This is a genomic window from Aliihoeflea sp. PC F10.4, assembly GCF_054612275.1.
This window is the reverse complement of record NZ_JBTSWH010000001.1, coordinates 3,930,721-3,950,352: the sequence shown is the minus strand read 5'-3', so window position 1 is coordinate 3,950,352 and position 19,632 is coordinate 3,930,721. Positions and strand designations below refer to the sequence as shown.

General features: G+C 62.0%; 25 protein-coding genes. 16 read left to right on the top strand and 9 right to left on the bottom strand.

Translation table 11 applies throughout. The features are described 5' to 3' along the window. The first annotated feature begins 30 nt into the window (after positions 1-30). On the top strand, positions 31-867 hold the full coding sequence (locus ACX82Z_RS19795; RefSeq protein WP_459590807.1) for an ABC transporter ATP-binding protein: 837 nt from the start codon (positions 31-33) through the stop codon (positions 865-867). Next, entirely contained in the window at positions 864-2,030 is a 1,167-nt protein-coding gene (locus ACX82Z_RS19790; RefSeq protein WP_459590806.1) for a phenylacetate--CoA ligase family protein, read from the top strand. Before ACX82Z_RS19795 ends, ACX82Z_RS19790 begins: the two co-directional genes overlap by 4 nt. Here ACX82Z_RS19790 and ACX82Z_RS19785 read toward each other — a convergent pair. Next, positions 2,027-2,986: an alpha/beta fold hydrolase gene (locus tag ACX82Z_RS19785; protein ID WP_459590805.1), complete on the bottom strand. Its 960-nt coding sequence runs from the start codon at positions 2,984-2,986 to the stop codon at positions 2,027-2,029. The genes ACX82Z_RS19790 and ACX82Z_RS19785 overlap by 4 nt on opposite strands. 414 nt (positions 2,987-3,400) lie before the next feature. Here ACX82Z_RS19785 and ACX82Z_RS19780 point away from each other — a divergent pair, with 414 nt between their 5' ends. Beyond that, complete coding sequence (locus ACX82Z_RS19780) at positions 3,401-3,865, top strand: Hsp20 family protein (protein WP_459590804.1); 465 nt, start codon at positions 3,401-3,403, stop codon at positions 3,863-3,865. Between the two features lie 70 nt (positions 3,866-3,935). Here ACX82Z_RS19780 and ACX82Z_RS19775 read toward each other — a convergent pair whose 3' ends face one another. The 3 genes from ACX82Z_RS19775 to ACX82Z_RS19765 all read right to left on the bottom strand — a co-directional run bounded on the left by ACX82Z_RS19775 (position 3,936) and on the right by ACX82Z_RS19765 (position 4,642). Continuing rightward, the gene (locus tag ACX82Z_RS19775) at positions 3,936-4,175 is read right to left on the bottom strand and encodes a DUF2188 domain-containing protein (RefSeq protein ID WP_459590803.1); all 240 of its coding nucleotides are present in this window, start codon (positions 4,173-4,175) and stop codon (positions 3,936-3,938) included. Continuing rightward, positions 4,172-4,324, bottom strand: coding sequence for a hypothetical protein (locus ACX82Z_RS19770; RefSeq protein WP_459590802.1), 153 nt, complete (start codon positions 4,322-4,324; stop codon positions 4,172-4,174). Before ACX82Z_RS19770 ends, ACX82Z_RS19775 begins: the two co-directional genes overlap by 4 nt. 123 nt (positions 4,325-4,447) lie before the next feature. Then, complete coding sequence (locus ACX82Z_RS19765) at positions 4,448-4,642, bottom strand: hypothetical protein (protein WP_459911950.1); 195 nt, start codon at positions 4,640-4,642, stop codon at positions 4,448-4,450. Positions 4,643-4,826: 184 nt separating this feature from the next. On the opposite strand from ACX82Z_RS19765, the gene ACX82Z_RS19760 reads away from it, so the two are divergent. Then, the gene (locus tag ACX82Z_RS19760; protein WP_459590801.1) at positions 4,827-5,213 is read left to right on the top strand and encodes a septal ring lytic transglycosylase RlpA family protein; all 387 of its coding nucleotides are present in this window, start codon (positions 4,827-4,829) and stop codon (positions 5,211-5,213) included. A gap of 16 nt (positions 5,214-5,229) precedes the next feature. Here the strand turns inward: ACX82Z_RS19760 and ACX82Z_RS19755 are convergent, their stop codons facing one another. After that, on the bottom strand, positions 5,230-5,640 hold the full coding sequence (locus tag ACX82Z_RS19755) for a hypothetical protein (RefSeq protein WP_459590799.1): 411 nt from the start codon (positions 5,638-5,640) through the stop codon (positions 5,230-5,232). 367 nt (positions 5,641-6,007) lie between these two features. On the opposite strand from ACX82Z_RS19755, the gene ACX82Z_RS19750 reads away from it, so the two are divergent. From ACX82Z_RS19750 to ACX82Z_RS19720, 7 genes are all read left to right on the top strand, one after another. Then, entirely contained in the window at positions 6,008-6,910 is a 903-nt protein-coding gene (locus tag ACX82Z_RS19750; RefSeq protein ID WP_459590798.1) for a hypothetical protein, read from the top strand. A 301-nt stretch (positions 6,911-7,211) separates the two neighbouring features. Next, positions 7,212-8,792, top strand: a complete 1,581-nt coding sequence (gene ffh, locus ACX82Z_RS19745) for a signal recognition particle protein (protein WP_459590796.1) — start codon at positions 7,212-7,214, stop codon at positions 8,790-8,792. Beyond that, positions 8,789-9,325 carry a GNAT family N-acetyltransferase gene (locus tag ACX82Z_RS19740; RefSeq protein ID WP_459590795.1) on the top strand — a complete coding sequence of 179 codons (537 nt, stop codon included), beginning with the start codon at positions 8,789-8,791 and terminating at the stop codon, positions 9,323-9,325. Before ffh ends, ACX82Z_RS19740 begins: the two co-directional genes overlap by 4 nt. Further along, the gene (locus tag ACX82Z_RS19735) at positions 9,322-9,633 is read left to right on the top strand and encodes a chorismate mutase (RefSeq protein ID WP_459590793.1); all 312 of its coding nucleotides are present in this window, start codon (positions 9,322-9,324) and stop codon (positions 9,631-9,633) included. The genes ACX82Z_RS19740 and ACX82Z_RS19735 overlap by 4 nt, the downstream gene beginning before the upstream one ends. Before the next feature lie 28 nt (positions 9,634-9,661). Beyond that, positions 9,662-10,075, top strand: a complete 414-nt coding sequence (gene rpsP, locus ACX82Z_RS19730) for a 30S ribosomal protein S16 (RefSeq protein ID WP_459590791.1) — start codon at positions 9,662-9,664, stop codon at positions 10,073-10,075. 148 nt (positions 10,076-10,223) lie between these two features. Continuing rightward, positions 10,224-10,604, top strand: a complete 381-nt coding sequence (locus tag ACX82Z_RS19725) for a YciI family protein (RefSeq protein ID WP_459590789.1) — start codon at positions 10,224-10,226, stop codon at positions 10,602-10,604. Continuing rightward, a complete protein-coding gene (locus ACX82Z_RS19720; RefSeq protein ID WP_459590787.1) occupies positions 10,604-11,842 on the top strand; it encodes an RNA polymerase sigma factor in 1,239 nt (412 codons plus the stop codon). Before ACX82Z_RS19725 ends, ACX82Z_RS19720 begins: the two co-directional genes overlap by 1 nt. Here ACX82Z_RS19720 and ACX82Z_RS19715 read toward each other — a convergent pair. After that, positions 11,839-12,972 (bottom strand): aminotransferase, encoded by a 1,134-nt coding sequence (locus tag ACX82Z_RS19715; RefSeq protein WP_459590785.1) that lies wholly within the window; start codon positions 12,970-12,972, stop codon positions 11,839-11,841. The genes ACX82Z_RS19720 and ACX82Z_RS19715 overlap by 4 nt on opposite strands. A gap of 148 nt (positions 12,973-13,120) precedes the next feature. Between ACX82Z_RS19715 and ACX82Z_RS19710 the strand changes: the two genes are divergently transcribed. The 3 genes from ACX82Z_RS19710 (at position 13,121) to ACX82Z_RS19700 (ending at position 14,433) form a co-directional block, all read left to right on the top strand. Further along, positions 13,121-13,582 carry an SRPBCC family protein gene (locus ACX82Z_RS19710; RefSeq protein ID WP_459590784.1) on the top strand — a complete coding sequence of 154 codons (462 nt, stop codon included), beginning with the start codon at positions 13,121-13,123 and terminating at the stop codon, positions 13,580-13,582. 76 nt (positions 13,583-13,658) lie between these two features. After that, positions 13,659-14,012: a DUF1428 domain-containing protein gene (locus tag ACX82Z_RS19705; protein ID WP_459590782.1), complete on the top strand. Its 354-nt coding sequence runs from the start codon at positions 13,659-13,661 to the stop codon at positions 14,010-14,012. A 19-nt stretch (positions 14,013-14,031) separates the two neighbouring features. Next, positions 14,032-14,433 (top strand): VOC family protein, encoded by a 402-nt coding sequence (locus ACX82Z_RS19700; protein ID WP_459590780.1) that lies wholly within the window; start codon positions 14,032-14,034, stop codon positions 14,431-14,433. A 55-nt stretch (positions 14,434-14,488) separates the two neighbouring features. On the opposite strand, the gene ACX82Z_RS19695 is transcribed toward ACX82Z_RS19700, so the two are convergent. The 3 genes from ACX82Z_RS19695 to ACX82Z_RS19685 form a co-directional block, all read right to left on the bottom strand. Continuing rightward, the gene (locus tag ACX82Z_RS19695) at positions 14,489-15,523 is read right to left on the bottom strand and encodes an aspartate-semialdehyde dehydrogenase (RefSeq protein ID WP_459590778.1); all 1,035 of its coding nucleotides are present in this window, start codon (positions 15,521-15,523) and stop codon (positions 14,489-14,491) included. 106 nt (positions 15,524-15,629) lie between these two features. After that, positions 15,630-15,755 (bottom strand): hypothetical protein, encoded by a 126-nt coding sequence (locus tag ACX82Z_RS19690; protein ID WP_459590776.1) that lies wholly within the window; start codon positions 15,753-15,755, stop codon positions 15,630-15,632. 123 nt (positions 15,756-15,878) lie between these two features. After that, complete coding sequence (locus ACX82Z_RS19685) at positions 15,879-16,958, bottom strand: zinc-binding metallopeptidase family protein (RefSeq protein ID WP_459590774.1); 1,080 nt, start codon at positions 16,956-16,958, stop codon at positions 15,879-15,881. A 285-nt stretch (positions 16,959-17,243) separates the two neighbouring features. On the opposite strand from ACX82Z_RS19685, the gene ACX82Z_RS19680 reads away from it, so the two are divergent. Beyond that, positions 17,244-18,068, top strand: a complete 825-nt coding sequence (locus ACX82Z_RS19680) for a lytic murein transglycosylase (RefSeq protein ID WP_459590772.1) — start codon at positions 17,244-17,246, stop codon at positions 18,066-18,068. A 149-nt stretch (positions 18,069-18,217) separates the two neighbouring features. Beyond that, positions 18,218-19,630 carry an alanine/glycine:cation symporter family protein gene (locus tag ACX82Z_RS19675; RefSeq protein WP_459590771.1) on the top strand — a complete coding sequence of 471 codons (1,413 nt, stop codon included), beginning with the start codon at positions 18,218-18,220 and terminating at the stop codon, positions 19,628-19,630. Positions 19,631-19,632 lie beyond the last annotated feature (2 nt).

Genomic DNA, 19,632 nt, shown 5'->3' with positions numbered 1-19,632 from the left:
CCGCATGCTCCAAAGAAAAAGGTCTCGATAATGAGTGAAGCGACAGCACGCGCGCCCGATCCCGCTGAGCCGATTCTGTCGGTCAACAATATCGAGGTGATCTACGACCACGTTATTCTCGTTTTGAAAGGCGTGTCGCTTTCGGTACCGCGCGGCGGCATCACCGCGCTGTTGGGCGCAAACGGTGCCGGCAAGACGACGACGCTGAAGGCGATTTCCAATCTCCTCCACGCCGAGCGCGGCGAGGTGACGAAGGGCACGATCCTGTTCGAGGGCGGGCAGGTTCAGGCGCTCTCGCCCAACGATCTGGTCCGGCGCGGCTGCATTCAGGTCATGGAAGGGAGGCACTGCTTCGGCCATCTTTCCGTCGAGGACAATCTGATGACCGGCGCGTTCACGCGGCGCGACGGAAACGCGGCGATCAAGGACGACCTCGAACTCGTCTACCAGTATTTCCCGCGCCTGCGCGAGCGGCGAAACAGCCAGGCCGGCTACACGTCAGGCGGCGAGCAGCAGATGACAGCGATCGGGCGGGCGTTGATGTCGCGGCCCAAGATGATCCTCCTCGACGAACCGTCGATGGGCCTTGCGCCGCAACTCGTGGAGGAAATCTTCGAGATCGTGAAGAAGCTGAATGACGAGCAGGGCGTCTCCTTCCTGCTTGCCGAGCAGAACACCAATGTCGCGCTGCGCTATGCCAAATACGGCTACATCCTCGAATCGGGCCGCGTCGTGCTCGACGGCGAAGCATCGGCCCTGCGCGAAAATGACGATGTGAAGGAATTTTACCTCGGCGTCGGCGGCGAGGGACGCAAATCGTTCCGCGACGTAAAACATTACAAACGCCGCAAGCGCTGGCTGTCATGAGTGAAAGCGACCTCCTCGCCGCGTTGCGCGCGCAGCTTTCCCTGGCGATTGCTGAACAGCCGTATTGGGCGAAAAGCCTGGCCGGGATCGATGTCGAAACGCTGACATCACGCGCTGCGCTGGCTGCACTTCCCGTCCTGCGCAAGTCGGACCTTGCCGGATTGCAGGCCGCTCAGCCGCCCTTCGGCGGATTGAACGCCACGCCGGCGGGATCGCTATCACGCCTCTTCATCTCGCCCGGCCCGATCTTCGATCCCGAAGGACGTGGGCGCGACTGGTGGGGGGCGGCAAGGCCGCTGGAAGCTGCGGGCGTAAAAGCCGGCGACATCGTTCTCAACACCTTCTCCTACCATCTGACGCCGGCTGGCGCGATGTTCGAAAGCGGCGCGCACGCGCTCGGCTGCGCGGTGATTCCGGCTGGGCCCGGCAACACCGCCGACCAGCTCGTCGCGATCGGCCAGTTCCGCCCGACAGCCTATGTCGGCACGCCGGATTTCCTGAAAATCCTGCTCGACAAGGCGACGGAGGCCGAGGTCGATACTAGCTCGATCAGGCGAGCGATCGTCTCCGGTGCGGCTTTGCCACCCTCGCTTCGCGCCGAACTCGAAGGGCACGGCGTGCATGTGACGCAGGCCTACGGCACGGCCGATCTCGGCATCGTCGCCTATGAGGACGGCGGCGAGGGAATGGCCATCAACGACGGCGTGGTGCTGGAGATCGTCCGCCCGGGAACCGGCGAACTCTTGGCGGATGGCGAAGTCGGTGAAATCGTCGTCACGCGGCTCAACCGCGACTATCCGCTGATCCGCTTCGCGACCGGTGACATGTCCAAAATGCTAAAAGCGGGTGCCGACGGGCGGCGACGCATCGCGGGCTGGATGGGTCGCGCCGATCAGGCCGCCAAGGTCAAGGGCATGTTCGTGCGGCCGGAGCAGATCGCGGCGCTGGGCAAGGCATTGGGCACCGATGGGCGCATGCGCCTTGTCGTCACTCGCGCGAACGAACAGGATGCCATGGTCCTGAAACTTGAACATCCCGATCCGTCGATCGCCGAAAAGGCAGCCGGCAAACTTTCAGAGCTGACGAAGCTGAAAGGCGTGGTCGAGATCGTGCCGCCCGGCACGCTGCCCAATGACGGCAAGGTCATTTCCGACGAGCGCTAAAAATCGTCACCGCCTTCGCCGGGAATGAACGCGTCGAAAGCCGCCCAGAACTGGTCGCGATACCGATCCTTTTCCTGCAGGATTTCGTGCTTTGCGCCGTCGATCGTGACAAGAGAGGCCCCGCGCAATTGCTGCGCATAGGCTTCGATCGCGGGCGTGGAGACGAGCGTATCCGCACCGGCCGCAATCAGCAGCGTTGGAATGCGGTTGTTGCGCAGGAATTCGCGCGTCTGGACTCGCGCTGAAGCCGCACTCGCGGCATGGACCCAGCCCACCGTCGTCGCGCCGAGGGCGAGATTCGGATGCTCGGCATAGATGCCCTGGTTGCGTGCGAAGCGTTCCGGGTCGCTGGTCACGATATTCGTTTCGAAAATCTGGTTCTGCGGCTTTCTTTGCCCGCGCGCGAGGTACACACGGCCCAATCCGATACGCGTCAAGAATCCGGTAACGCGGCGCAGCGTTTTCATCGAAACCGGGATGCGCTCGAGCGTCAGAAGCGGCGCGAGCAGCACCATCCGGCGCACACGGTTCGTGAGTCGCGGCGCGGCGAGCAGCGCCGTCAGCGCGCCGGTCGAATGGCCGAGAAGATAGAAAGGTGCGCGGCAGTCCGGCAAAAGGATTTCGGAAACGAAAGCATCGATGTCGGCGAGATGGTCCTGAAACGAACGCACATGGCCACGCCGGGGATTTCTGGTCAGGCGTTGCGATCCGCCCTGCCCGCGCCAGTCGAAGATGGCGACCGCAAAGCCGCGACCCTGCAACTCGCCGATGGTCTCGAAATACTTCTCGATCGCTTCGTTGCGGCCGGGAAAGATGACGACAGTTCCCTTGAGCGGCCGTCCGGTGGCGGCGAAGCGTGCATAGCGCAGCCGCACCTTTCCCTTGCCGGGAAACGTTCCGGTACTGGCGTCCGAAGGAGCGGGATTGCCGGCGCTGGCGAATATCTGGTCGGCCATGGATACCCTGTCTGTCTCGATACACGTGATAGAAACAGGCACGCCGAAAGGCAAAGACTATCGCAAGGCTTGGGCGCAAAAGGTAAGGCCGGAAGCTCCTTTTGGGAAACTTCCGGCCTCTGACGAACCGGGAGGAAGGGACGTTACACCCGGTCCGGCTTGGGTGACGACCAGCGGCTTGATGGCCGTCTGTTCGAATTCATTGATCGCAATCTAGCCGGACGCGGCTGAACGAAATCCGAAGTGGCGGTTCATCTGGCGTTCATCGCGCGCATCTTGAAACGCGGCGCGCCAAAACCCACCTCAGTCCAGCGGTCGCCGATGTCGGGGCCGCTGGACGCCAAGAGGAAGGACCCAAGGTCTTCCCGACGCGCTCCACACGCAAAACACGTTGCTCAATTGGAGAACACACCCATGCGTCACGTTGATTTTTCACCGCTCTATCGCTCGACCGTCGGCTTCGACCGCCTGTTCACGATGCTCGATTCGCTCGGGCAGCCGGATACCGGCCAGTCCTATCCGCCCTACAATATCGAGCGCACGGGCGAGGACGCCTATCGCATCTCGATGGCCGTCGCCGGCTTCGGCGAAGAGGACATCTCGATCGAGGCGCATCGCAACGTCCTGACCGTGAAGGGCGAGAAGCCTGAGACTAAGGACCAGACGTCCGAGTTCCTGCATCGCGGGATTGCCGCGCGCGCTTTCGAGCGCCGCTTCCAGCTTGCCGACCACGTCGAAGTCGTCGGTGCGCTTTTGAAGAACGGCCTCCTGCACATCGAGCTGAAGCGCTCGGTTCCCGAAGAGCTGAAGCCGCGCAAGATCACGATCGAGGCCAGTTCGTCCGGAGCCAAACAGATCGAAGGCCAGACGGTCAACTAAGACCACCTGACCTTGAATATACGAACGGCGTCCCTCGGGACGCCGTTTTTCGTTGGATGCGCTTTAAGCGTCAGTCCTTGACTTCGGTCTGCGGTCGATCGCCGCCGCTGGCGCTTTCTTCGTGCCACACGCCTTCGCGATCCTGATATTCGATCGCTTCGTCGTTACCGCCAAGCTGCTGCTCGGCAGCGGCGCGCTCTGCCGCCTTGTGAGCGGCCTCGCGCGTTGGAAAGGGTTCCGAAAAGACGTTCTTGGCCTTGTAGGCCCATCCGCCGTCATGTTCGACGATTTCGTAGATGAGCTTGCTCACGAGCGCGACCCGCCCGTGCGTCGGCGGCCGGGCGTCCGCCTTGTTCCGGTTCGCTGGTCCGCGATGCGTTGCGGCGGTTCGTTTTCGAGCGGTGCGTAAATTCGGTAGAGCGTATAGGCGCCGAGCGCCATGAGCAGCAGACGGATCATCGGAAATCATTCTCCCTTGTCGAAGCGGCTGACGGCTGTCATGCATTCGGGCTGACAACCGCCAGACAGGCCGACTGGTTCCGTTATTCGCGCATGTTCCGCTTCACCCGTTGCCGGGCGCGTTTATTTTTTCCACCAGCGCAGCGACATGCACGACAGGCCTGCATCGATCTTGCCGATCTCGGTCGTCTTCAGCGCGAAAGAACTCTCACGAGCGGCGATCGATCTTGCGCCGCTAAGGGCCGCACTTCGAACCGCGCATGCCATCGGAAAACCAGCCCTGATCGAGGTGATGACGCCCTGAGAAATACGATGCATTTCGGGTGTTTAGTCATAATTGTATGAGCTCAAGTATCGTTACGTAAGTTTCTCGCCCGGATAAATTCGATCACAAAATCGCCTCGAAATCGCCCAAACGATTACCAAGTCGTGCCTCATCGACCCTTCAGATGCGCTTCGCGAAGACTTTGTGGTCTCGCGCTCAACAAGGGTTATTCGATAAATGCTTCAATCAAAGGCGGCGAAAGCCGCATTCGTCATATGCGCACTTTCGCTTGGTGCCGCGTTGCCGGCTCATGCCAACGACAAGGTGGAAGCCTTGAAGACAATCACCGGCCCGGCCTCATGGTATGGCTCGAAATTCCATGGCCGCACGACGGCCAATGGCGAGCGATACAACATGCACGAGATGACAGCCGCCCATAAAACGCTTCCGTTCGGGACGAAGGTCCGCGTAACGAACCAGAGGACCGGGCAGGCCGTGACCGTGCGCATCAACGATCGTGGACCGTTCGTCGGCAATCGGGTCATCGACCTCTCACGCGGCGCGGCGCAGGCCGTCGGCATGATCAATCAGGGTGTCGCGTCCGTAAAAATCGAAGTGCTTTGACCTCAGGCTCGGGCGACTAATGCGTCGTCGCGGCAACCTGCATAGGCTGTTCTTCGGCGGTCCGCTCGAACAGAGCCGTCACGATGCTCATGACGAAATTCTCCGCTGTGTTGACGCCGGAAAGCTGCCCCTGGCCGACCGATGTGAAGTCGATGCTCTCCTCCGCGGCGGGCAGGAAGTTCGCTCCGACGATGCGGACGTCGCGTCGCGCATCGGGAATTTCCTGTTCGGTCGTGGAAATCTGCGCCACTTCGCGATGTATCGTTGCAAGGCTTGTCTGAGCAGAAACCTCCACGGCGGGACGATCGACCGGGAGCGGAGCGTGCTCCGGCAGAACCACCGCGCCCGCCACGCCCGGAACCAGCATCGCTGTCAAAATAGCGAGGGTGGAAGCCTTGGTTTTGAAGCGAACGAATGCGGTTCTCATAATTGTTGCCTTGCAGTCATGCGTTAATCTGTTCCGTCACATCCGAGCACCCTTGCGGCACCGCAAGTGACCGCCCTGAAAACGCCGCGACCTCGCTCCGGTTCCCTCCCGTTTTCGTGATGGTGTCGACGCCGCTGAACGCGATCAAAAAGAGAGCCCGCCGAAAAATTGCGCGCTATGCGAGCGCCCCACATGGCGATTTTGTGGCTTCCTCGGGAACGAAGGACAAATTGGCGTGTTGATGAGCAGCCACTAACATTGGGAGCTTCATCATGCACGGCATCATCTATCTCGTCGGCCTCGTCGTGGTCGTCCTCTTCATCCTTTCGCTTCTCGGCCTTCGCTGAACAATGACCGGAGAACTTCGATGACTCCTGAATACGGGGCTGCACCCACCGCGCCTGTCGGCGCGACGGCCATAGCGACAGGCGATGAGAAATCATATGTCGACTGGCCTGCAATCATCGGCGGCGCGGTTCTCGCGACCGCCATTTCTTTTGTTCTTCTCGCTTTCGGCTCCGCGCTTGGGCTGAGCTTCACCTCGGCTTATGAGGGCTCGGGCATTTCGCTTGCCGCATTCGCCATCGCTGCGGCCCTCTGGCTGATCTGGGTTCAGGTCTCGGCCTTCATGGCGGGTGGCTATCTGACCGGACGTCTTCGCCGCCGCAACTACGATGCGACGGAGGAAGAATCCGATATCCGCGATGGATCGCACGGCCTGCTCGTCTGGGGTCTTGGCGTTCTTCTGGGCGCGGTGCTTGCCTTCTCCAGCGCTTCGGCGGTTCTCGGCACGGCGGCCAACGCAGTCGGGTCGGCGGTCGGCGGAGCGGCCTCGGGCGCGGCGACGCTGGCCGACAACGTCAACCCGAACGCGCTTTTGAGCGACCGTCTCCTGCGCCCGGGAACGGCGACCGACACCGCGACTGCCGAACAACGCGAAGAGGTCGGCCGCATTCTCCTGACGGCTGTGGCCGATGGCGAACTCGCACTGGACGATCGCGATTATCTTGCAGGCATCGTCGCCGCCCGGACCGGAACCGACGAGGCCGAAGCGCAGGCGCGCGTCGATCAGGTGTGGGCACAGGCGCAGGAACTGGAAGCGACCGCACGTGAGGCGGCCGAACGGACACGCCGCGTCACCATGGTTGCTGCCTTCATCACCGCCGCTTCGCTCCTGATAAGCGCCGTGGGTGCTTATTTCGGTGCAGTGACCGGCGGCAATCACCGTGATCGCCACACGATCGTTCAGGGCTGGGTCCGCCCCTGGTAAAAGCTGACATCTTAGCGAAACATCAACGCCGTCCCGGATTTCAGGGCGGCGTTTTTCGTTCGGATGAGGCAAAACTTGACTCCGTGTCGGTTTTTGGAACATAAGCCGCCTGTTCAAGCGACGAGTGACCAACTCGAGCAGCCGACCGGGGCGCTTTCCTGATTGAGGAAAGGCCGGATCCCGGAGGTCAACACCCGGCAGCGCCATGCGCCCCCGGGTGTCGTTTTGCTTTGCGGGTTGGGTCGGCGCTCCGGACGCATTACCTCTCGGGCGATGACGCGCGAGACATGAAGGACGGATGATGTTCGAAAACCTGCAAGAGCGCCTTGGCTCCATCCTGAACGGCCTGACGGGTCGTGGCGCGCTTTCGGAAGCCGACGTTTCGGCCGCGCTGCGCGAAGTGCGCCGCGCGCTGATTGAGGCCGACGTAGCGCTGGAGGTCGTCCGCTCCTTCACAGGCCGGGTGCGCGAAAAGGCAGTCGGCGCTGAAGTCCTGAAATCGATCAAGCCCGGCCAGATGGTCGTCAAGATCGTTCATGACGAGTTGATCGAGATGCTCGGCGCGGAAGGCGAGACGATCGACCTCAACGCGCCCGCGCCCGTCGTCGTGATGATGGTGGGCCTTCAGGGTTCGGGCAAGACGACGACATCGGCCAAGATCGCCAAGCGACTGACGGCGCGTCAAGGCAAGAAGGTCCTGATGGCCTCGCTCGACACACGCCGCCCGGCAGCGCAGGAGCAGCTACGCCAGCTTGGCGAGCAGACGAGCGTCCCGACGCTGCCGATCGTCGCCGGCCAATCGCCGGTCGACATCGCCCGCCGTGCGGTTCAGGCCGCAAAGCTCGGCGGCCACGATGTCGTCATCCTCGACACGGCCGGTCGCACCCATATCGACGAGCCGCTGATGGCGGAGATGGCGGAAATCCGTCAGGTCGCCAACCCGCACGAAATCCTGCTCGTCGCCGATTCGCTGACCGGTCAGGACGCGGTCAATCTCGCGCAGAACTTCGACGCCAGAGTTGGTATCACCGGCCTTGTCCTGACCCGCATGGACGGCGACGGTCGCGGCGGCGCCGCTCTTTCCATGCGTGCCGTCACCGGCAAGCCGATCAAGCTGATCGGCACCGGCGAAAAGATGGATGCGCTGGAGGAGTTCTATCCCAAGCGTATCGCCGACCGTATTCTTGGCATGGGCGACATCGTCTCCCTCGTCGAGCGCGCATCCGAGACCATCGACGCCGAAAAGGCGCAGGCGATGGCAAAGAAGATGCAGGCCGGCAAGTTCGACCTGAACGACCTTGCCGACCAGCTTCGCCAGATGCAGCAGATGGGCGGAATGGGCGGAATCATGGGAATGATGCCCGGCATGGGCAAAATGAAGGATCAGGTCGCGGCCGCCGGTTTCGACGACAAGACCTTCGGTCGCCAGATCGCGATCATCCAGTCGATGACAAAGGCGGAGCGGTCTAATCCCGATCTTTTGAAGCATTCACGCAAGAAGCGCATCGCTGCCGGTTCGGGCACCGACGCCGCGGCGATCAACAAGCTTTTGAAGATGCACCGCCAGATGGCCGACATGATGAAGGCCATGGGCGGCAAGGGTAAGGGCGGCGGCATGATGCGCGCTGCCATGGGCGGCCTCGCCTCCAAGATGGGGCTCGGCGCAGGCATGGGCGGTCTCGGTGGAATGGGCGGCGGCATGCCGGACCTTTCCAAGATGGACCCAAAGCAGCTCGAAGCCCTGCAAAAGCAGGTTCAGGCATCCGGCCTCGGCAAGGGAATGCCGGGTGGCCTTCCCGGCGGCGGTCTGCCGGGCCTTGGCGGCGGCTCGCTTCCCGGTCTCGGCGGCCTGCCCGGTCTGCCGAAAGGCGGCAGGAAATGATCCCGACGCTCGAAACGGAGCGCCTGATCCTGCGCGCACCCCGCGCCACGGATTTCGACGCCTATGCGCGCTTTTACGAAAGCGACGCGTCACGTTTCGTCGGCGGTCCGCAGGATCGTATCGGCGCGTGGCGGTTTCTGGCCACGTCAGCCGGAACCTGGCATCTGCGCGGTTTCGGTGAATTCGCAGTCGAGGAAAAGGCGAGCGGCGCTTCCGTTGGTCTTGTCGGCCCGTGGTTTCCCGAAGGTTGGCCGGAGCCGGAAATCGGCTGGATGATCTTTCCCGAGCACCAGCAGCGCGGCTACGGCTTCGAGGCCGCAGTGCGGGCCATCGCGTTTGCCTATCGCGATCTTGGTTGGAAGGCCGCCATCTCGTTGATCGTGGACGAAAACGAACCGTCGGCCGCTCTTGCCAGAAGGCTCGGTGCCGTGCGCGAAGGTGAAGCCGAGTTCAAGCCCTACGGTATCAACCCGTTCTGGCGGCACCTGCCGCCGGCTGATTTCCTCGCGCGCCATTCAGGGAAGCTTTCATGACCGAAACATTGGATGCACAGCGCGCCCGCGAAGTCCTCGCCTCCTACCGCGCGTCGATCGACAATATCGACGCCGCGCTGATCCACATGCTCGCCGAGCGCTTTCGCTGCACGCAGGCCGTGGGCAAGCTCAAGGCGCAGCATGACCTGCCCGCTGCCGATCCCTCGCGCGAGCAGACCCAGATCGAACGGCTTCGCCGCCTTGCGAACGAAGCCAATCTCGACCCCGATTTCGCGGAGAAGTTTTTGAACTTCATCATCCGTGAAGTCATCCGCCACCACGAGGCCATCGCCTCGCAGAAACATTGAACCGAACATCCATCCCAGGAGAACTGAAATGGCACTGAAAATTCGTCTGGCCCGCGCGGGCTCCAAGAAGCGTCCTTACTACCATGTCGTCATCGCCGACGTTCGCGCTCCGCGCGACGGTCGCTTCATCGAGCAGGTCGGCTCGTGGAACCCGATGCTGCCCAAGGACGGCGAGCGCGTGAAGCTCAATGAAGAGCGCATCAAGTACTGGCTCGACAACGGCGCGCAGCCGACCGATCGCGTGCTGCGCTTCCTCGATCAGGCAGGCGTTGCCAAGCGTGACGAGCGCCAGAACCCGACGAAGGCCGAGCCGGGCAAGAAGGCGCAGGAGCGTCTGGCTGCCCAGAAGCAGGCCGAGGAAGATGCAGCCGCCAAGGCTGCCGCCGAAGCCGAAGCTGCGAACGCACCGGCCGAGGAAGCTTCGGAAGAAGCCGCTTCGTAAGTTTCTGTCGCTTTTCGACAGTCGAAACCCCGTCGGCTCGTGCCGGCGGGGTTTTTCATTTTGCAGCGCCACAAAAATTATCGTTGCGGCGAAAGTCGGATCGGTCTTGTCTCATGCGTCTTTCAAAACGAAGCGCACGAGGCCGAACATGCTCTACGCCATACTTTGCTACGACCACGAAGATGCCGTCGGCCAGTGGACCGACGAAGAGGACGCCGCCGTCATGCAACGCCTCGACGGCGTTCTGCAAAAGGTCGAGAAGACGGGCCGGCTTGGTCCCGTCGCGCGCCTCCTTCCGACAACGGCGGCGACGACACTCCGCAAATCGGCCGGCGAGCCGCTCGTCATCGACGGACCGTTCGCCGAGACGAAGGAGCAATTCCTTGGTTTTTACCTGATCGATTGCACCGATCTCGACGAGGCCATCGCCTTTTCGAAGGAACTCGCCGAAGCAAATCCGGGCAACGGCTCCTATGAGATCCGACCGGTAGGCTACATGCGCCCGCCCAGTGCGCAGCAGGACGGCTGATGAGCGAACCGGCGACCATCGACAGGACGCTTTCCGCAGCACGTCCGCAAGCCGTCGGCGCACTGCTGCGCTATTTCCGCGATCTCGATCGGGCAGAGGATGCATTTCAAGAAGCGAGCCTTCGCGCGCTGAAAAACTGGCCGAAGAACGGACCGCCACGCGATCCGGCAGCCTGGCTCATCTTCGTCGGTCGCAATGTCGGGATCGACGCGGTGCGCCGCGACAAGCGACTGGTCGCCCTGCCGCACGAGGAAGCACTGTCCGAACTCGGCGACGTCGAAACGCCGATGGTCGAAACGCTCGACGGGCAGGACTACCGCGACGATATTTTGCGCCTCCTGTTTACCTGCTGCGACCCGGCTCTGCCGCCCGAACATCAGGTGGCTCTGGCGTTGCGCATCGTTTCCGGGCTGACGGTGCCGCAGATCGCCCGCGCCTTCCTCGTTTCCGACACCGCCATGGAACAACGGATCACCCGTGCCAAGTCGCGGATCGCGGCATCCGGCCGCGAATTCGAAACGCCCGACGCAGTCGCTCGGGTGCAGCGTGTGGGCGCGGTCGCCGCGATGGTCTATCTCGTCTTCAACGAAGGCTATTCCTCGCGAGCCGAAAACGTCGCGGCATCCGGTGTCCTGTGCGAGGAGGCGATCCGGCTTGGCCGCCTGCTGCTGCGCCTTTTTCCGACAGAGCCCGAGATCATGGGGCTTCTGGCCCTGATGCTTCTTCAGCATGCGCGGTCTGCGGCGCGCCTCGACGCGACCGGCGCGATCGTGCTCCTCGCCGACCAGGACCGGACCCGCTGGAACGCAAAAATGATCGCGGAAGGGCTGGCGCTCGTCGACAAGGCGTTTCGTCATAAAAGGCCGGGCAGCTACCAGATTCAGGCGGCCATCGCAGCGCTGCATGCGCGCGCTAAAACGGCGGCGGAAACCGACTGGACAGAAATCGAGCTGCTATACCGCATGCTGGAAACAGTCGAGCCATCGCCCGTCGTTACGCTCAACCGCGCGGTCGCGCTTGCCAAGGTGCAAGGTCCGAAGGCGGCTCTCGATCTCATCGAACCGCTCGGCGATCGCCTCGGCAGTTATTTTCATTTCCATGGCCTGCGAGGCGGGCTGCTTGCCGAACTCGGTCGCTGCCGCGAAGCGCGCGAAGCGTTCGACCGCGCGATCGCGCTTGCCCGCACACCTGCGGAGGCCACGCACATCCGCCGCCATCTGGATGAGATGCAGGTTTAGGCCGCTGCCTTGGCGCGCTTGTCGAGGAAGCCGGACATAAGCTCCAGCCCTTTACGCAGGATCGCCTCGTCATTGGCATAGCCGATGCGCAGATACCCTTCCATGCCGAACGCGCTTCCCGGCGTCAGCATCACGCCTGTCTCGTCGAGCAGGGCAAGGCAGAACGCTTCGGACGACATCGGCAGATTATAGCGCAGCATGGCGATGGTGCCCGATTGCGGCTTCACCCAGTCGATGAGCGGCTCGCGGGCGACCCAATCCGACAGGATCGCAAGATTGGTGCGCGTGATGCGCTTTGAGCGCGCAAGCATCGCGTCGGCGTTTTCGAGCGCCAGTGCGGCAAAATGATCGTCGATCATGCCGACGCTGATCGTGTTGTAGTCGCGGTGGATCGAGATCGCCTCGATGATTTCCGTTGGCGCGCAGACCCAGCCGAGCCGAAGACCAGCCAGCGCGAACGCCTTCGACATCGAACCCGTGCTAACGCCTTTTTCATAGAGGTCGGCAATGGAAACGGTCGCCCCGCCGCCGTCCTGATCGGTGCCGCGATAGACCTCGTCGCACAGGACCCAGGCTCCACTAGCGCGGGCGATCGATACGATTTCTTCCAGCCCCTCGCGGCCGATCAGAGCGCCGGTCGGATTGTTCGGATTGGTCAGGACGATCAGCTTCGTTCCATCTGTAGCAAGCCGGCGCAATTCGGCCGTATCGAGCCGGAAATCATCCTCCCGTCGCAGTTCGAGCCGAACGATTTCGGCCCCAAGGCTTTGCGGGATGGAGACGTGCTGCTGATAGGTGGGGATGACCGAGATGACGCGGTCACCCGGCTCGACGAGCGCCTGATGAACGAGTGCGTTCGCACCGGCCGCGCCATGCGCCACGATGATATTTTCCGGCTTCTGGTGCTCGTAGAGCGCTGCGATAGCCGCACGCAACCGCTCCGACCCCTCGATCGCGCCATAGGAAAGGCGCATCGTCAAAAGCTCCGTCAGATCGGCCGGGCCTTTGCCGGCGAGTTCCAGAAGTTCGGCGAGCGTCACCGAATCGACGCAGGTCTCCGCCAGATTGAAATCGCATCTTGTTTCATGCGCGTTCATCCAGATTTCGACGGCGAACGGATCGATTTTCATGGCAGGCGTCTCCGATATTGCAGACCAAGCGTGGCCATCGGTTCCTTAATGTCAAGCCGAACGGAATTTTGGAACCGACCTGTCGGATCGTGTCAGCGCGGATCGTCCTGATACCGACAACGCAGTGCGGAACCTATGGGAGCCTCTTATGACCGAACATTCCAACGACCTCGTTCTCGATCGTCTTATCGATGCGCCTGCCGACAAGCTGTTTCGTTGCTGGACAGATGCGGAGTTGCTGAAGCAATGGTTCGTTCCCGCGCCATGGACGATCGCAGGCGTTGAAATCGATCCCCGGCCGGGAGGGGCGTCGTCTATTACGATGCGCGATCCCGAGGGGAACGAATATCCGAACAACGGCGTCTATCTGGAAATCGTGCCGAACCGGAAGATCGTCTTCACCGACGCCTACACCGCCGGATGGGTGCCTGCGGAAAAGCCGTTCTTCACGGGCATCATCACCTTTGCCGACGAGGACGGCAAAACGCGCTATACTGCCCGCGCCCGCCATTGGCGTATCGAGGACCGGGACGCGCACGAAAAGATGGGTTTCCATGAGGGTTGGGGCAAAAGTGCCGACCAGCTCGCGGAACTGGCAAAGCGAATTTGAGCTTTTCTGACAATCGATGTCGGATCGGTACGATCCGGTTCGTCTTTCTTTCAGATCAACCAAAGGGAGAATCGAAATGAGCTATGTCGACGGATTCCTGCTTGCCGTTCCGAAGGCGCGACTGGACGAATACAAGAAGACCGCCACCCTGGCCTCCGAGGTCTGGCTCGAACATGGCGCGACCAGCTATGTCGAATGCGTCGCCGAGGACGTGCCCTATGGCGAATTGACATCATTTCCGCGCGCGGTTCAGGCCAAGGACGACGAGATCGTCATCTTCGCCTGGGCGACCTATCCCGACCGCGCCACACGCGACGCGGTGATGAAGAAGGTCTTCGAGGATTCACGCCTGAAGGCGCAGATGGAGGACATGCCGTTCGACGGCAAGCGGATGATTTTCGGCGGGTTCGAGGCGTTCATCGAACGCTGACCGGCAACAGGAGGAAACGATGTCCGACTACAAATATCCAGGCGTGATCCCGCATCTGAGTTCCAAGGATGCGAACGCCGCAATCGACTTCTACAAGGCCGCGTTCGGTGCTGAGGAAAACGGCGAGCGCACGCGCATGGATGACGGCAAGCGCGTCATGCATTGCGAACTGAAGATCAATGGCGGCACGTTGATGATCGCGGACGCCATGCCAGAATACGGCTATCCATGGGTCGAACCGCAGGGCGTCACGCTCAATCTGATCGGCGACGACGCGCGCGCCATCTGGGACCGCGCCGTAAACGCCGGTTGCGAGGTGGTGATGCCCTTGGAAGTTGCGTTCTGGGGCGACCTTTACGGCGTTCTGAAAGACCCGTTCGGGCACAGCTGGGCCGTCGTCGGACCCGCTCCGAAAAGCTGATGCACACATAAAAAAGGCCGCGATGCGCGGCCTTTTTTGCATGATCGGGCAGGTATCAGGCAGCTTGTTTCTTGGGCTGGATCAGGCCGCGTGCAACGAGCAGCTCGGCGATCTGAACCGTATTGAGCGCAGCGCCCTTCCGCAGATTGTCCGAGACGATCCAGATGTTGAGGCCGTTCTCGATCGTCTGGTCCTCGCGAATGCGGGAAATATAGGTCGCGTCCTCACCGGCCGAATCGAGCGGCGTGACGTAGCCGCCATCCTCGCGCTTGTCGATGACGAGGCAACCGGGTGCTTCGCGCAGGATGTCGCGCGCCTCGTCGGCGGTGATCGGATTTTCGAACTCGATATTGACCGCTTCGGAGTGCCCGATGAAGACCGGCACACGCACCGCGGTGCAGGTGACCTTGATCTTCGGGTCGAGCATCTTCTTGGTCTCGGCCATCACCTTCCATTCCTCCTTGGTCGAGCCGTCTTCCATGAAGACGTCGATATGGGGAATGACGTTGAAGGCGATGCGCTTGGTGAACTTCTTCGCTTCCACCGGATCGGCGACGAAGACGGCGCGCGTCTGCGTGAAAAGCTCGTCCATGCCTTCCTTGCCCGCGCCGGAAACCGACTGGTAAGTCGAGACGACGACGCGCCGGATTTTCGCCTTGTCATGAAGCGGCTTGAGGGCCACGACGAGCTGCGCGGTCGAGCAGTTCGGGTTGGCGATGATGTTCTTCTTCGTAAAACCGTCGATGGCGTCGGCGTTCACTTCCGGAACGATCAGCGGCACGTCCTGATCGTAGCGCCACGCCGACGAATTATCGATGACGACACAGCCCTGGCGACCGATCTTCGGCGACCATTCCTTCGACACGTTGCCGCCGGCCGACATCAGGCAGATATCGGTATCGGAGAAGTCGTATTGCGCGAGGTCGCGAACCTTCAGCGTCTTGTCGCCATAGGAGACTTCCGTGCCCTGGCTGCGACGCGAGGCGAGCGCGACGACCTCATCGGCCGGAAAGCCGCGCTCTTCCAGAATGTTCAGCATTTCGCGCCCGACATTGCCGGTTGCGCCTACGACTGCGATCTTGAAACCCATAGTCTTTCTTCCTCGATCTCTCCGCGTTCACCTTGGAGACTATCCGCCGCCGGCAGCGGGGCTCTCCTCCGGCCGATCCCGGGGAGAGGGCGAGGCGGCCGGACGGTCAGACGGTTTTGGTCGTCGTTTTGGAGAGCGTGCCGGCCGGGGTGAAGCGGTCGCGCGAAGGCATGCGATCGGTAAAACGTGCCGATTGCGAAAACGCCATGAATGCCATCAGAAGGCCGCGCATTTGAAAAATTCCCGTTCGGCAGGGCTTTTACGCGGATTGCGGGCAGAGTCAATTGGGGAGGGAAGAGGCGATCATCATAGGCGGCGGGAAGCGTAACCGCCAATTGATTGCTCCCTCTTCCCATCAATGCGGCCCGGCCCGCCCGCGCGTCTCGCCCAGAAGCTCATGCACGAAACGCAACTTCTCGCCCACCTGCTCGGAGATGACGAACGGATAGAGATCGGGCAGGCCCATGCAGCGGTTGATCTGGTTCGACGCCTCGCAGACGATCAGCCAGCGGGTCAAAAGCTCGTCGAAATCAGCCGGCGGCTCCGGGTGCTCGACATGGGTGGCGACGGGCGTGTCGGCAAAATCGCCCTCGTTCGGCGGCAGATCATGCTCGACGGCGGTGTCGAGGCGTCCGAGCGGCATGTTGAGCGCGGCGACCATTTCCAGCGTGTCATAGATGTGGAGATAATGGGCCCAGGTCTCGGCCCAGTCTTCCCATGCGTGGCTCGCCGCATAGTGCGAGATGTGGTTTTGCTCCCATCCGGCAACCGGCCCGGCTTCGTAATGGCGCTGGAGCGCCTGCGCATAATCCTCGCGGTCGTCGCCGAAGACCGCCCGGCAGCGATCGAGCCATTGCGGATCGTCACGGATCAGCCGGTCCCAGTAATAATGTCCGAGTTCATGGCGGAAATGGCCGAGAAGCGTGCGATACGCTTCGCCCATCGAAACGCGCATCTTCTCGCGTTCAGGGCTGTCGGCCTCGGCGACATTGAGCGTGATCAATCCATTGTCGTGCCCGGTCAGGATGCGCTCCCCGCCCGGTCCGCCACCAATCGGATCGGCCAGAAAATCGAAGGCGAGGCCGACTTCGTCTTCCGGCGCAGCTTTCGGCGCCACGTCGAGCCCGAAATGAAGGAGCTGATAGACCGCGCGACGCTTGGCAGCCTCGGTTTTCGCCCATCGCCGGTCGTTGCCGGCGACACTCATGTCGGGAACTGTCTTGTTGAGCGAACAGGCGCGGCAAAAGCCGGCCTCCGTTTCGGCCACCCAGTTGCAGCCGGCCGGAACGGCGTTGGTGCAGGCGATCCCCTCCTGTCCGGCGACAACGAAGTTCTCCTGCATCGGGTTGTAAAGGACGGTGGTGCCGCAGGCGAGACAAAGCCCGTTCTCGAAGTAAAGGCGACTGGAACAGTGCGGACAGGAGAAAAGCTTCATGGCGGAAAATCCGGGCGCGTGATTGCGCAGCAAAACGCGGCTTGCAGACCGATGTTCCGCCGCCCGAGCCGATCCCTGAGGTGTGCCATTTTTGCGGCACTTTTCTGCCGAATGCGGGCCGGGCTTGCTGCCGGCGCAGCGAATCACAATTCGGTCATCATGCTCTTTCAACGAGCCGGTCTAACCTGCCGGTAAGAAAACGCGTGCGAGTGTGGGCAAAAGCTGCAAAACGCATGCGCATTCGGGCATGGAAATATTCTCAGGTATTCTTGGAAAGGTGGACGGATGGCGGGACGGGGACTGGCAAAGACCATTTTCGGCGCGATCGTGGCGCTCGGCGCGACCATGTCGCTGGCGCACGCGCAGCAATGCGGCAATGACGGCTCGGGCTTCAACACCTGGAAAGGGCAGTTCGCCCAGCGCGCGGCATCGAGCGGTATTGGCCAGCGCGGCCTGAACGCGCTGCAGGGAACGAGTTACGCGACACGCACGATTTCCGCCGACCGAAAGCAGGGCGGTGGCTTCACCCTGACGCTCGACCAGTTTCTGGAGCGGCGTGGCGGCAACGCGATCGTCTCGCGCGGCACGCAGCTGAAGCGCCAGCACGCCGACCTTTTGAACCGTATCGAACGTGTCTATGGCGTGCCGGCCGGCCCCTTGATGGCGATCTGGGGCATGGAAACGGGCTTCGGCGGCTTCCTCGGCAATGAAAACATTCTCTCGGCAGTCGCGACGCTCGCTTATGATTGCCGCCGCTCCGAGTTCTTCTCCGAACATCTGGTTGGTGCGCTGCGCCTCGTCGATCAGGGCAATTTGTCGCCTCAGGCCAAGGGCGCGGCCCATGGTGAGATCGGACAGACGCAGTTCCTGCCGGCAAACGTCGTGCGCTACGGCGTCGACGGCGACGGCGACGGCCGCATCGACCTGATCGGTTCGCGCGCCGACGCGCTTGCCTCGACCGCCAACTTCCTGCGCGGCCATGGCTGGCGTCCAGGTGCCGGCTACCAGCAGGGCGAGCCGAATTATGCGGCGATCCAGGGCTGGAACGCGGCCCGCGTCTATCAGCAGGCGATCGCCGTTCTGGGCGCGCGGATCGACGCGGCGAATTGATAGCTGTCGCCAGATGACATTGAAAAGGCGCTGCGAAGCGCCTTTTTTCTTGCCTGCATTCCCGAAATGGCCATCGGGTATGGACGAAGCCGTTTCATGATACATTTAACCCGATAAGGACATTTGCCGCAGCTGAGGGGAACCGCGTCATGGCCGCCATCATCGATGTCATCAATTCCTATCTTTGGGGCTATGTCCTCGTTTACGGGCTGCTCGCCGTCGGCATTTTCTTCACGATAAGGCTGGGTTTCATCCAGTTCGCTCATTTCGGCGAGATGTTTCGCGTGCTCAAGGGCGGCGCGGAAACGGACCGCAAGGGCATCTCGCCGCTTCAGGCGCTGACAATCAGTCTTGCCTCGCGCGTCGGCACCGGCAACATCGTCGGTGTCGCGGTCGCGCTTACCCTCGGCGGCCCCGGAGCCGTTTTCTGGATGTGGATGGTCGCGCTTGTCGGCATGGCGACGGCTTATTCGGAATCGACGCTCGGGCAGCTTTACAAGATCGAGAATTCGGACGGCGAATATCGCGGCGGACCGGCCTTCTACATCACGCGCGGTCTCGGCGCGCGTTGGGCCGGCATGCTCTTCTCGTTCTTCCTTATCCTGAGCTTCGGCCTCGTCTTCAACGCGGTCCAGGCAAACTCGATTGCCGAGGCGGTCGAAGGCGCACTCGGCGTCCCGCGAATCTGGATTGGCCTCGTTATCGCCGTTCTTGCCGGTGTCGTTATTTTCGGCGGCATCCGCCAGATCGCGCGGGTCGCGCAGGTCATCATTCCGACGATGGCGGGCCTCTATCTCCTGATGGCGATCGTCGTTTTGGCGATGAACGCCTCGGAAGTTCCCGGTATCATCGCCTCGATCTTCGCGCACGCTTTCGGTTTCGAGCAGGCTGCGGGCGGTGTCGCGGGCGGGCTTATGGCCGCTATGCTGAACGGCGTTCAGCGCGGCCTGTTCTCCAACGAGGCGGGCATGGGCTCGGCACCTAACATCGCCGCCGTCGCGACCCCTCACCCGCATCACCCGTCGGCGCAGGGATTCGTGCAGGCGCTCGGCGTCTTCATCGACACCATTGTCATCTGCACGTGCACGGCGGTCATCATTCTCCTGTCCGACGTCTATGGAGGCGCGGGCGAGGCGCAGGGCGCGGCCCTGACCCAGTCGGCCCTTCAGGAGCAGTTCGGCGCGGTGGGCGTCTATTTCCTCGCCATCGCGATCTTCTTCTTCGCCTTCACCTCGATCATCGGCAATTATGCCTATGCCGAAAACGCGATGACGTTTCTGGGTTTGGACGGCAAGATCGGCTTGACCGTGCTTCGGCTTGCGCTTTTGGCGATGGTCGTCTGGGGGTCGTATGAGAGCGTTGCGACGGTGTTCAATGCCGCCGATGCCTCGATGGGCCTGATGGCGACGATCAACCTGATCGCGATTCTCCTTCTGTCCGGCACGGTCGCCAAGCTGACGAAGGACTATTTCGCGCAGCGCAAGGCGGGCAAACGGCCCCGGTTTGAGGTCGAGGAATATCCCGAACTGCAAGGCCGGATCGATCGCGACATCTGGAAGTGAGA